The organism is Methylobacterium hispanicum (genome assembly GCF_022179285.1).
In the GTDB taxonomy this organism is placed as follows: Bacteria; Pseudomonadota; Alphaproteobacteria; order Rhizobiales; family Beijerinckiaceae; genus Methylobacterium; species Methylobacterium hispanicum.
In genome coordinates this window covers 1-10,917 of record NZ_BPQO01000038.1, presented here as the reverse complement: position 1 = coordinate 10,917, position 10,917 = coordinate 1, and the positions used below count along the sequence as shown (strand labels likewise).

Below are 10,917 nucleotides of genomic sequence, written 5' to 3'. Positions count from 1 at the left end.
TTCCGGAGCGGGGCCGCCCCACCCGAACGAGAACGTCATGTCCTACGAGAGATTGACTGCCGAGAACGCCGCCGTGCTGTTCGTCGACCATCAGACCGGGCTCGCCAACTGTGTGCAGACCCAGTCGCCCGCGAATTTCCAGAACAACGTGAAGGCGCTCGTGTCCATCGCGCAGGTCTACGGCCTTCCGGCCGTGATCATGACTAGCGCTTCGGACGGCCCGAACGGCCCGATCATGCCGGTGGTGGCGCAGGGCCTGCCGAACGCCGCCATCGTGCATCGGCCGGGCGAGATCGACGCCTTCGACAACGCCGACTTCGCGGCTCTGTCGGCGAAGGACGCGGGATACGACGTCTACGCTGTCGTCGACGCCTCCGGCACCTGGAGCAAGCTCGTCGAGGACGCAGCCATCACCCGGATGGTCCAGGCCGGCATCGTGCCGATCAACTCGGTCGCCGTCGGCACGGAACTCCTCACTCGCTGGCAGTCCGCCACCGGCGAGGCACACGCGAAGCTGATGGGCGACCACCTGTCCTTCGCCGGCAACAACTACGCCGGCTTCCTGGCCGCGACGGGGCAGGCGTAACCGCTCGAAGGGGGCCGGGCACCGACCGCACGGTGACGACCGGCTCCCCTCGCGTTGGATTGTTCCGCTCGCGACAACAATGCACTGCGAAGGACGAGCATTCTCGCCGTGCTTCCACCGGGGCACCTTGTCCCTGCGGTTCGGGGCTTCGCCCGGTCCGAAATTCAGGGAACACGGTCATGAAGCTCTACCATCATCCCCTCTCTGGCCACGCGCACCGGGCCCGCCTGTTCCTCTCGCTGCTCGGCGTGGCCCACGAGGCCATCGAGGTCGATCTGAAGGCGGGCGCGCACAAGCGCCCCGAGTTCCTCGCCCTCAACCCGTTCGGGCAGGTGCCGGTCCTCGACGATGACGGGACGGTTGTCTCGGACTCGAACGCCATCCTCGTGTACCTGGCCCGGAAGCTCGGGCGCGCGGAGTGGCTGCCGGTGGACGCAGAGGGCGAGGCCGCCGTGCAGCGCTGGCTGTCGGTCGCGGCCGGCGAGCTCGCCTACGGCCCGGCCGCCGCGCGCCTCGTCACCGTGTTCGGCGCGAAGTTCAACCCGGAGGAGGTGATCGGCCGGGCGCACACGCTGCTGGGCCGCCTGGAGGCCCATCTCGCCGGTCGCGACTGGCTGGTCGGCCAGCACCCCACCATCGCGGACGTGGCGCTCTACAGCTACCTGGCGCGCGCCCCCGAGGGCAACGTCGACCTTTCCGGCTACGCCAACGTCAACGCGTACCTGCGCCGGATCGAGGCCCTGCCGGGCTTCGTCCCCTTCGTTCAGACGCCGGCCGGCCTCACGGCCGCCGCGTGACCTTGGCGCGCGGTCGCGCCGCCAGGCGCGCCCGCCCGAACCGGACGGGAGAGTATCATGAGCGACGGTCCGACCATCACGAAGTCGTCGCCCTGGCATCCGGGCGAGAAGGCCATCCAGCAGCAGGTCGGCGTGGCCGAGCGGATGGAGCAGGTCGGGCGCCGGGTGGTGCGGGACTTCATGCCCGACCAACACCGCGCGTTCTACGAACAGATCCCGTTCATCGTGGCCGGCAGCGTCGACGGTCGGGGCGACGCCTGGGCGACGCTGGTCGCCGGCGGTCCCGGGTTCATCGCCTCGCCGACGCCGACGACACTCGACATCGCGGTGCGGCCGGATCCGAGCGACCCGGCGAGCGCGGGCTTGCGCGACGGGGACGCCATCGGGCTGCTCGGGATCGAGCTGCATACCCGCCGACGCAACCGCGTCAACGGCCTCATCCGCGCCGCGGCGGACGGCGTTCTGAACTTCGCCGTCGACCAGAGCTTCGGCAACTGCCCGCTGTACATCCAGCTGCGCGACTTCGCCTTCGTCCGCGACCCGCGCGAGCCCTTTTCTGGAACCGTCGAGGAGAACGCCGGCCTCGACGCGGACGCGCGCGCCATTGTCGAGGGTGCCGACACGTTCTTCGTCGCCTCCTACGCCGAGCGCGACGGCCGCCGCCAGGTCGACGTCTCGCACCGCGGCGGCAAGGCCGGCTTCGTTCGCGTCGCCGAGGACGGCACGCTCACGGTCCCCGACTTCGCCGGCAACCTGTTCTTCGCCACGCTCGGCAACATCCTCCTGAACGGCCGGGCCGGCCTCGTCTTCGCCGACTTCGAGACCGGCGACCTCCTGCAGATGACGGGCGACGCCGAGGTCGTCCTGTCCTCCCCCGAGATCGCCGCCTTCCAGGGCGCTGAACGGCTCTGGACGTTCCGGCCCCGCCGGGTCGTGCGGCGGCGGGGCGCGCTGCCCCTGCGCTGGACGTTTCAGGCGGACGGCTGGTCGCCGAACTCCCTGATGACCGGTGACTGGCACGCGGCCGCCGACCGGCTCCGGGCCGCTGACCTCGCGACGCAATGGCGCCCGTTCACGGTCACGAAGATCGTCGACGAGAGCCGCGCGATCCGCTCCTTCCACCTCCAGCCTGCGGACGGGTCCGGGCTGATCCCGCACCAGGCGGGGCAGCACCTGCCCATCCGTGTGCCGCTCCCCGGCGCGGACAAGCCGGTCATCCGCACCTACACGCTCTCGGTCGCGCCCTCGGACGCGGTCTACCGGATCAGCGTCAAGCGCGATGGCACTGTGTCCGGGCACCTCCACGACACGCTGCGGGTCGGCGACTTGGTCGAGGGGCGGGCGCCGGCCGGCAGCTTCACCATCGACGCCCATGCCAAGCGGCCGGCCGTGCTGCTCGCCGGCGGCATCGGCATCACGCCGCTGCTGGCGATGCTGCGCCACCTCGTCTTTGAGGGCCTGCGCACCCGGGGCATCCGGCCGACCACACTGGTCCAGGCGGCCCGCTCCAAGGAGGAGCGTCCCTTCGATAGGGAGGTGGCCGAGCTCGCCGCCGCGGCCGGGAGCGCGGTGAGGGTCGTGCGGGTGCTGAGCGCGCCCGGGGATGCGGTGGCGGGCGTCGACTACGATGTCGCTGGCCGGATCGACATGGCGCTGCTCGCCCGCGTGCTGCCGTTCGGCGACTACGACTTCTACCTCTGCGGTCCGACCGCCTTCACGCAGGCGCTCTACGACGGGCTGCGCGACCTGAACGTCGCCGACGACCGCATCCACGCCGAGACCTTCGGCCCCTCGTCGCTGGTCAGGAGCGTGCCGGCGGACGCCGAGGCGGCCACGCTGCCGCGTGCGTCGACGGAGCCAGTTCCGGTCGCCTTCCTGAACGCGTCGAAGGAGGCGCGCTGGGTGCCGGGTTCGGGGTCGCTGCTGGAACTCGCCGAAGCCCGCGGCCTCAGCCCGGAGTTCAGCTGCCGGACCGGCACCTGCGGCACCTGCAGGACGAAGCTCCTCAAGGGCGCCGTTACCTACGCGAAGGCCCCCACAGCACCCCGCGCGGACGACGAGGTGCTGATCTGCTCGGCCACCCCGGCCGCGGGCAGTGGGCCCGTCCATCTCGCCCTCTGACCGGCGCCGATGGCCGAGGGTCCCGGCCCGCCGACCGCCCTCTCGATACGTTTCCACCCCGAAAACCCCGAGGAGAAGCCGATGTCCCGTCCACCGCTGCCGCCGTTCACTGAAGAGAGCGCCATCGAGAAGGTCCGCCTCGCCGAGGACGGCTGGAACAGCCGCGACCCGGCCAAGGTCGCCCTGGCCTACACGACCGACACCCGTTGGCGTAACCGGGCCGAGTTCGTCAGCAGCCGCGACGAGGCCCAGGCTTTCCTGACCCGGAAGTGGAACCGCGAGCTCGACTACCGCCTGATCAAGGAGCTCTGGGCCTTTACCGGCAACCGCATCGCCGTGCGCTACGCCTACGAGTACCGCGACGACAGCGGCCAGTGGTTCCGGGCCTACGGCAACGAGAACTGGGAGTTTGCCGAGGACGGGCTGATGCGGGCCCGCCACGCCAGCATCAACGAACACGCGATCCGGGAGGAGGACCGCAAGTTCCGCTGGCCGCTCGGCCGCCGTCCGGACGACCATCCGGGTCTCAGCCATTTCGGCTTCTGAACCGACCTTTGAAGCCTGGGAATGCGGCCATGTCTTCCTTCACCCTGGACGGGCGCGTGCGCCTGTCCGTCGCGCTCGCCCTGGCCGATGACGGCCGCGACCCGCCCGTTTCTCCGGGGCGGGAAGCGGAGGCCCGCGGGCTCGGGATGTGCGGCGTCGAGGTCGACGCCGCGCGCCGCGGCCGGAGCTTCGACGCGCGCACGTCGCGGGCGCTGGCCCTGGCCCTGGCGGCGGCCTCGCGGGACGGCGGGCGCCTTCACGAGGAGCGTGCGCGGGCGGTGTGGTCTGGCATCCCCGCCGAGGTCTGCCGCGAGATCGAGAGCCTCGCCATAGAGCTCGCCAGCGACGGAGCGGCGCCGGACCCTGAACCCACGGTCGCCCGCGACGGCTAGTCGGCCTGGCCCGACATGCCGTTCACCATGGCGCGACGGCTTGGCGGCGCGCCCGCTCGAACAGCTGTATTCGTCAAGGCCATGATGGCCGGGCCGTTGGGGACGGGGGAGCAGGGACATGGACCGCTGGCAGGCCATGCGGATCTTCGCGAAGGTCGCGGAGACGGCGAGTTTCGCCGAGACCGCGCGCCTGATGCACATGAGCCCGCCGGCCGTGACGCGGGCCGTCGCCGCGCTCGAAGAGACCGTCGGCGCCCGGCTGTTCGTGCGCACCACCCGCTCCGTGAAGCTCACGGAGGCCGGAGGCCGCTACTACGAGGATTGCCGGCGCATCCTTGCCGACATCGTCGAGGCCGAGGCTGCCGCCGCAGGTTCCTACGCGACGCCGTCCGGAACCCTCGCGGTGACGGCATCTGTCCTGTTCGGCCACATGCACGTGCTGCCCATCGTGACCGACTACCTCGACGCCTACCCGACCATGGCGGCACGGACGCTATTCGTCGACCGGCAGGTCAACATCGTCGAGGAAGGCATCGACGTCGCCGTGCGCATCGGCCACCTCTCGGATTCCGGCTTCACGGCTACGCGGGTCGGGTCGGTGCGCCGCGTCGTCTGCGGCTCGCCGGACTACTTCGAGCGGCACGGCGTCCCGCAGACACCGCAGGACCTGAGGGACCACCGCGTCGCCATGTCCACGGGCGCCTGGGCCTCGACGGAGTGGCGGTTCGCGCAGGATCAGCGCGTGACGGTCCATCCCGCCTTGATGAGCAACACGAACGAAGCCGGCATCGCCGCGGCGCTCGCGGGCTGGGGCCTGACCCGGGTGCTGCACTACCAGATCGGCTCCGCCCTGATGGAAGGCCGCCTGCAGGTCGTGCTCGCCGACTACGAGGAGGAACCGCTGCCCATCCATGTCGTCTACCCCGAGGGGCGGCAGGCGCCGGCGAAGGTCAGGAGCTTCGTCGACATGGCCGTCGCGGCGCTCCGGGGAAGCCGGCTGCTCAACTGAGAGGGCGCAGGGTCGATGCGAGGCCTCGGTCCGGGTCGGTTCGACCTGGCCGAGGTCATCGGCACCAAGCGATCCTATCTGTTCCGCAGGCGACCACAATGCCTTCCACACGACGTCGATTAACGCCTGCAAGCTGAACACCGATGATGTCTCCATGAGGCGGCGAGGTCCTCTACGCCCCCACGAAAGGAGACACCGATGAAACACCTTCTGCTTGCCCTGATACTCACGACGGCTGGCACCGTCCTTCCCCCTCATGCCAAGGCGGAGCAAGCCGCGGATGCCGCCTAGGCACTGGCGACGGTCCACTACCGTTCCGCGACGGTCGACGGCGTGAAGGTCTTCTATCGCGAGGCCGGCCCGGCCGACGGCCCGGCCGTGCTGCTCCTGCACGGATTCCCGACCTCCTCCCATGTTCCGCAACCTGATCCCGACGCTCGCGGACCGCCACCGCGTCATCGCGCCCGACTACCGCGGCTTCGGCCAGAGCGACGCGCCCGACCACACCCAGTTCGCCTACACATTCGGCCACTACGCCGACCTCGTGGACGGCCTGCTCGGCCAACGCGGCGCCAAGTCCTACGCGATGTACGTGATGGATTACGGCGCGCCGGTCGGCTACCGCCTCGCCCTCAAGCACCCCGAGAGGGTGAAGGGCTTCATCTCGATGGCGAGAACCTCGGAGAACCCCTCCACGCCGAACTTCGCGGCCGAGTACGGGCCGCGCCCGGTCGCGCCGGTTCGCCCCCGATGAAGGAGACCTGCAGGAAGTGGCTGCGTCGCTGCGCCCGGAACAGCGGGATGGCCGCCTTGGTGACGTTGACTACGCCGAACAGGTTCGTCTCGACCTGCGCGCGGAACGAGGCGAGGTCGGTTTCCTCGATGGGCGCGACGTCGCCGTTCCCGGCATTGTTGACGAGCACGTCGATCCGACCGAACCGCTCCGCCGTGGCCTCGACCGCCCGGCGCGCGCCTGCCTCGTCACTGACAACGAGGGGCACCGCTAGCACGCGCTCGCCGCCGGCCTCGACGAGGTCCGCGAGCGCGGCAGGATCGCGCGCCGTCGCGCAGAGCCGCTCACCCGCCGCGACGACAGCCTGGGCCAAGGCCCGGCCGAGCCCCCGCGACGAGCCCGTGATGAACCAGGTCCTATCCATCTCCACCACCGCTTCTCCATGCTTCGACGAGGTCGAGATCGGTGGCTGAGCGGTCGTCCTCAAGCATCGCGTCGCGAACCTCTCCATTACCGAGAGCGGAATGAAATTCAGGACCGCAGTCCATTATCATCCTGGCCGAGAAGTAGTGGGCGCAGCGCCCGCCCGACGACATCCCGACTTCGCAGGAGGTGGATCATGAACTCGGTCTCTCTCGTCGGCGGCCCACGCCTCCACCTCGCGCAACGCCTCAGGGAGGTCGCCGCGAACACGCCGGTCGCCGACTTCGGCATCGTGTTGGGGCTGTCCGGCCTCGGCGGCGCTTGGCGCGCGGCCGCGCTCGCGTGGCACATGTCCGCGCTCGTCGGGGAGACGGTCTACGCCCTTGCCGGCGCGGTCTGGGTTGTGCTCATCGTCCTCTATGCCTTCAAGGCCGTCCTCGCTCCCGACAAGCTGGCGGCAGAGGCGGTCGATGCGGTCCAGTGCTGCTTCATCGGCCTCGCCGGCGTTGCAACCATGCTCGTCGCGGGCGGGCTCATCCCCTACTCGGCCGGAGCCGCAACCGTCCTGTTCGGCCTCGGCGTCCTGTTCACGCTCGGCTTCGTGGTCTGGCGGACGGGCGGCCTCTGGCAAGGCGGTAGGGACTACGTTGCCACGACCGCGGTGCAGTATCTGCCGACCGTGGCTGGCAGCTTCGTATCGGCTACTGTGGGCGCGGTCCTCGGTCTCACCGATTGGGGCCAGCTCGCGTTCGGCGCCGGCCTGTTCTCCTGGCTCGCGATGGAATCGGTGCTGCTCCACCGCCTGCTGACCGGGACCGAGAAGCCTGTTGCTCTGCGGCCGACGCTGGGCATCCAGTTGGCGCCCGCGCCGGTCGGGGCCATGGCCTACCTCTCGGTCGGGGGCGGGGCGCCGGACCTCTTCGCGCATGCCCTGATCGGCTACGGCCTGCTTCAGGTCCTGGTCTAGGCGCGGCTCGCGCCCTGGATTGCGAAGGCCGGCGCTGTCCCTGGGCTCTGGGCCTTCAGCTTCGGTGCCATGGCCACGGCCCCGGTTCGCCTGGTCGCCCACGGCGATGCCGGAGCGCTCTCCGTCCTCGCTCCGGCGCTGTTCCTGGCCGCGAACGGCCTCGTCCTCGGCCTTGCCATCATGACCGTGATGCTACTGCTGCGGGGCAAGATGTTCGCTGCACCGACGGCAGTCAGCCAAGCTCGGACGTGAGCGCGCCCGGGCATCCCATCAAGGAACCCGACGACTGCTTTCAGCGGTTGTTAAGTGCCTTGCTTTTGAACCAACCGCCGATCACGGTGGAGCATTCTTGTTCGTGTTGCTTCGGCGGCGGCTCGTTGCCGAGGACGTCGTGGCCGCCCGGACCTGCTGTTACACGTTAATGGCAGCTTCCGAAGGCTAAGCAGCCATTCGCGCAGCTCTGTGCGAAAGCCGCATGTGGCGCAAAGCCGAATATTAGGTGTGCAAATTTCGAACCGAAGCTGAGTTCAAGAACTACCATTTCGAAAGTCTTTTCTACGGCCTGAAGAAGACGCGCGCCGGGCGGCCATTACATCAGCGGGGGCGGGCACATTGGCGCCCCCATTTCTCGGCGCTGCGATGGCTCCGGGCCGTCTGCAGGATGAAGTTGATGAAGAGCGCAGTTCGCGCGTTGAATACCTCAGGCGCTGGCCGGGCCGAAAAGCTTGGTAAGGTAGCGGTAGTACAACGGCTACGTCTGGCGGAGTTCGTCCCGGGTGAAGGGCTCACGCGCCAACCGGCCGTGCAGATAGACACTCGCCGCCATCGCGACGAACTCGCCCTGGTTCTTTAGGGGGTGAACTGGACCAAGGCGTTGCGAGGGTTTTGGTTTTGTGATTCACCGCCGCCGTTTGCAGCGCGGAGGCGGCGATGGCGGATCTGTTCTGACTCTCGGACGACCAGCGGGCGGTGATCGAGCCGTTCATGCCGAAGGACCAGCCTGGGCCCGAGCGCAAGAACGACCGGCAGGTTATCTCGGGCATCCTGCACGTGCTTACCTCAGGCCGCCGCTGGCGCGACTGCCCGGCCGCGTATGGCAAGCGCACAACCGTCTACAACTGCTTCAATCGCTGGTCCCGTCGTGGCTTCTGGCGCGCGATGCTCTCTGCCCTGGCCAAGGCCGGATGGGCGGGTGACGCTGCAGCCATCGACAGCAGCGACGTCCGGGCCCACCGCTCGACCCCCTTGGAAGCGGATGTAGATACTCTCGCCTGGAAGATGATCCGCTTTGTGAGAGAATGCGGCATCGCATGTCACAACCGTGCAGATCGGTTCGTCATAGCTTCGAACATCGATCTCCGGCTCTCCGAGCACAAGGATGAGACATGAGCGAGATCAAGCGACTGGTCTGGAACGAGGTGGCCCCGCAGGGGGGCAAAGCGCTCTATGGCATTCACCACTACATCACGACCAGCACCGATCTACCCCATGAGCTGAACCACCTCATCTTCCTGCGGGTGTCGCAGATCAACGGTTGCGCGTACTGCATCGCCCTGCACACCAGGGACCTTCTCAAGACGATGCCAATCGAGAAGGTTGTCTTGGTTCCGGTCTGGGCCGAGGTGCCCCACCTGCTTCCTGAAAAGTACCGCGCCGCGCTCGCGTGGGCGGAGGAAGTCATGCTGGTCAGCGATACGCATGCTTCCGATGAGGCCTATGCGGCCGCAAGCACGGCCTTCGCGCCCAAAGATCTGGTGGACCTCACGATCACCATCGCGGCGATGAACGCGTTTAACCGCCTTGGTTCACCCTTCCGCCTCCCGGTCCAGGCGAAAATTTAGTTGGTTCTGCGCTCTGTCAGGGGCGGCACCAGCGCCGTCCCCTTCCCGTGGATGTCAATCGATCTCTGGCGGCAGTTCCACGTCTCACGTGCTGATTTTTCCAAGGCATGTCACATTGGGACCGACCCGCCTCGTCATTTGTCCAACGGGCGCCTGAAAGCAAGGAGTCGCCCCGTCCGTTCCCGAAGAGGAGACGGGTATCATGAAGATCGTGGTGATTGGCGGAAGCGGCCTCATCCGTAGGCATCTAACGGCCGAATTGTCGCGACAAGGACATGAGGCCGTTGCGGCTTCGCCGAGCAGCAGGGTGAATTCGCTGACGGGCGAAGGCTTGGCCAGGGTTCTTGCGGGAGCCGACGTCGTTGTTGACGTATCGAACTCTTCATCCGTCGAGGACGCGGCGGTGCTCGACTTCTTCGAGCGCTCTAGCCGCAACCTCCTCGCCGCGGAGCGCGAGGCGGGTGTGAAACATCACGTTGCCCTATCAATCGTGGGCACGGACTGCCTGGAGGGGAACGGATACTTCCTCGCGAAGGTCGCGCAGGAGCGATTGATCGCGGCTTCTGGCCTGCCCTTCACCATCGTCCGGGCGACGCAATTCTTCGAGTTCGTCGCGACGATTGCCCAGGCGTCCGTCGCAGGCGACCGCATCGTTGTTCCCGATGCCGACCTCCAGCCGATCGCCGCCGTCGATGTCGCCGCAGCGCTCGCCGATGTCGCGCTTGCTCCTCCCCGCAACACGACGATCGAGATTGCCGGGCCGGAGCGCATGCCGTTCCGCGACTTCGTCGCCCACTCGATCGCATCCACCGGCGACCGTCGGGAGGTGCTAGCCGATAAGGCGGCGCGCTACTTCGGCGCCGCGCACGATAAGGGTTCGCTTGTTCCCGAGCAGACGGAAGCGGCGCGGCTCGGGCCGGCGCGTTTCGAGAGCTGGCTCGCTGCTGCCTGAACCGCTGCGCTTCTCCCCATCCACGAAGAAAGACCCCTTTCATGTTCAGAGCATTTCTGCTGGGCGCCCTCGTTGCCGTCTCCGCCGTTCCTGCGATGGCGATTGATATTGTGAGGGGCGAGGCCCGCGTCACGACGATCTTCGACCATCCACTACCTTCGGTTCCCGGCAAGAGCCTGCGCGGCGTCCTCGTCGAGTACGGTCCGGGCGGTTCCTCACCGTCCCACACCCACGCCGCATCTGCCTTCATCACGGCAACAGTGATCGAGGGCGCGGTGCGCAGCCGGATCAACGACGGCCCGGAGAAAGTCTTCCGCGTCGGCGAGAGCTTTGTCGAAATGCCGGGTGATCACCACGGTGTCAGCGCTAGGTCGTAGACTCATAAAGTTCGCAGCCAGACCCGCAGGGCTGCGAGCTTGACGCTGGCCAGGAAGTTGTCCTCGCAGCCGGACCCGCAGGGCTGCGAGCTTGACGCTGGCCAGGAAGTTGTCGGGGTCCTTGTCGTAGCGGGTGGCGACGGCTCGGAAGTGCTTGATCTTGCTGAAGAAGC

Annotated in this window: 10 protein-coding genes and 5 pseudogenes; 13 read left to right on the top strand and 2 right to left on the bottom strand. The window is 68.1% G+C overall.

What is annotated here, in order from left to right; translation table 11 throughout:
- Positions 1-37 precede the first annotated feature (37 nt).
- From MFF56_RS28475 to MFF56_RS28445, 7 genes and pseudogenes are all read left to right on the top strand, one after another.
- A complete protein-coding gene (locus MFF56_RS28475) occupies positions 38-586 on the top strand; it encodes a cysteine hydrolase family protein (protein ID WP_066919076.1) in 549 nt (182 codons plus the stop codon).
- A gap of 179 nt (positions 587-765) precedes the next feature.
- Complete coding sequence (locus MFF56_RS28470) at positions 766-1,383, top strand: glutathione S-transferase family protein (RefSeq protein WP_066919074.1); 618 nt, start codon at positions 766-768, stop codon at positions 1,381-1,383.
- A gap of 57 nt (positions 1,384-1,440) precedes the next feature.
- Positions 1,441-3,504: a 2Fe-2S iron-sulfur cluster-binding protein gene (locus MFF56_RS28465; protein WP_066919072.1), complete on the top strand. Its 2,064-nt coding sequence runs from the start codon at positions 1,441-1,443 to the stop codon at positions 3,502-3,504.
- A gap of 81 nt (positions 3,505-3,585) precedes the next feature.
- On the top strand, positions 3,586-4,050 hold the full coding sequence (locus MFF56_RS28460; RefSeq protein ID WP_066919070.1) for a nuclear transport factor 2 family protein: 465 nt from the start codon (positions 3,586-3,588) through the stop codon (positions 4,048-4,050).
- Positions 4,051-4,079: 29 nt separating this feature from the next.
- Entirely contained in the window at positions 4,080-4,442 is a 363-nt protein-coding gene (locus MFF56_RS28455) for a hypothetical protein (RefSeq protein WP_066919068.1), read from the top strand.
- A 118-nt stretch (positions 4,443-4,560) separates the two neighbouring features.
- Positions 4,561-5,451, top strand: coding sequence for a LysR family transcriptional regulator (locus MFF56_RS28450; RefSeq protein WP_066919067.1), 891 nt, complete (start codon positions 4,561-4,563; stop codon positions 5,449-5,451).
- Between the two features lie 294 nt (positions 5,452-5,745).
- A pseudogene (locus MFF56_RS28445) lies at positions 5,746-6,115 on the top strand (alpha/beta fold hydrolase); the annotation flags it as partial.
- Here MFF56_RS28445 and MFF56_RS28440 read toward each other — a convergent pair.
- A pseudogene (locus MFF56_RS28440) lies at positions 6,103-6,608 on the bottom strand (SDR family NAD(P)-dependent oxidoreductase); the annotation flags it as partial. The pseudogenes MFF56_RS28445 and MFF56_RS28440 sit on opposite strands and share 13 nt — an antisense overlap.
- A gap of 195 nt (positions 6,609-6,803) precedes the next feature.
- Between MFF56_RS28440 and MFF56_RS28435 the strand changes: the two are divergent.
- The 6 genes and pseudogenes from MFF56_RS28435 to MFF56_RS28415 form a co-directional block, all read left to right on the top strand.
- Positions 6,804-7,574 carry an SLAC1 family transporter gene (locus MFF56_RS28435; protein WP_308445290.1) on the top strand — a complete coding sequence of 257 codons (771 nt, stop codon included), beginning with the start codon at positions 6,804-6,806 and terminating at the stop codon, positions 7,572-7,574.
- A 69-nt stretch (positions 7,575-7,643) separates the two neighbouring features.
- Positions 7,644-7,826: a hypothetical protein gene (locus MFF56_RS32435; protein ID WP_308445289.1), complete on the top strand. Its 183-nt coding sequence runs from the start codon at positions 7,644-7,646 to the stop codon at positions 7,824-7,826.
- Between the two features lie 732 nt (positions 7,827-8,558).
- Positions 8,559-8,813: pseudogene (locus MFF56_RS28430) on the top strand (transposase); the annotation flags it as partial.
- Positions 8,814-8,959: 146 nt separating this feature from the next.
- Positions 8,960-9,415: a carboxymuconolactone decarboxylase family protein gene (locus MFF56_RS28425; protein ID WP_238231879.1), complete on the top strand. Its 456-nt coding sequence runs from the start codon at positions 8,960-8,962 to the stop codon at positions 9,413-9,415.
- A 202-nt stretch (positions 9,416-9,617) separates the two neighbouring features.
- Positions 9,618-10,367: an SDR family oxidoreductase gene (locus tag MFF56_RS28420; RefSeq protein WP_238231877.1), complete on the top strand. Its 750-nt coding sequence runs from the start codon at positions 9,618-9,620 to the stop codon at positions 10,365-10,367.
- Between the two features lie 95 nt (positions 10,368-10,462).
- Positions 10,463-10,741, top strand: a pseudogene (locus tag MFF56_RS28415) (cupin domain-containing protein); the annotation flags it as partial.
- A 75-nt stretch (positions 10,742-10,816) separates the two neighbouring features.
- On the opposite strand, the pseudogene MFF56_RS28410 reads toward MFF56_RS28415, so the two are convergent.
- A pseudogene (locus tag MFF56_RS28410) lies at positions 10,817-10,917 on the bottom strand (IS5/IS1182 family transposase); the annotation flags it as partial.

Excerpts from the sequence above, each read along its gene's own strand:
- MFF56_RS28475 (WP_066919076.1), top strand. The coding sequence starts at position 38 with ATGTCCTACGAGAGATTGACTGCCGAGAACGCCGCCGTGCTGTTCGTC.
- MFF56_RS28470 (WP_066919074.1), top strand. The coding sequence starts at position 766 with ATGAAGCTCTACCATCATCCCCTCTCTGGCCACGCGCACCGGGCCCGC.
- MFF56_RS28465 (WP_066919072.1), top strand. The coding sequence starts at position 1,441 with ATGAGCGACGGTCCGACCATCACGAAGTCGTCGCCCTGGCATCCGGGC.
- MFF56_RS28460 (WP_066919070.1), top strand. The coding sequence starts at position 3,586 with ATGTCCCGTCCACCGCTGCCGCCGTTCACTGAAGAGAGCGCCATCGAG.
- MFF56_RS28455 (WP_066919068.1), top strand. The coding sequence starts at position 4,080 with ATGTCTTCCTTCACCCTGGACGGGCGCGTGCGCCTGTCCGTCGCGCTC.
- MFF56_RS28450 (WP_066919067.1), top strand. The coding sequence starts at position 4,561 with ATGGACCGCTGGCAGGCCATGCGGATCTTCGCGAAGGTCGCGGAGACG.
- MFF56_RS28435 (WP_308445290.1), top strand. The coding sequence starts at position 6,804 with ATGAACTCGGTCTCTCTCGTCGGCGGCCCACGCCTCCACCTCGCGCAA.
- MFF56_RS32435 (WP_308445289.1), top strand. The coding sequence starts at position 7,644 with ATGGCCACGGCCCCGGTTCGCCTGGTCGCCCACGGCGATGCCGGAGCG.
- MFF56_RS28425 (WP_238231879.1), top strand. The coding sequence starts at position 8,960 with ATGAGCGAGATCAAGCGACTGGTCTGGAACGAGGTGGCCCCGCAGGGG.
- MFF56_RS28420 (WP_238231877.1), top strand. The coding sequence starts at position 9,618 with ATGAAGATCGTGGTGATTGGCGGAAGCGGCCTCATCCGTAGGCATCTA.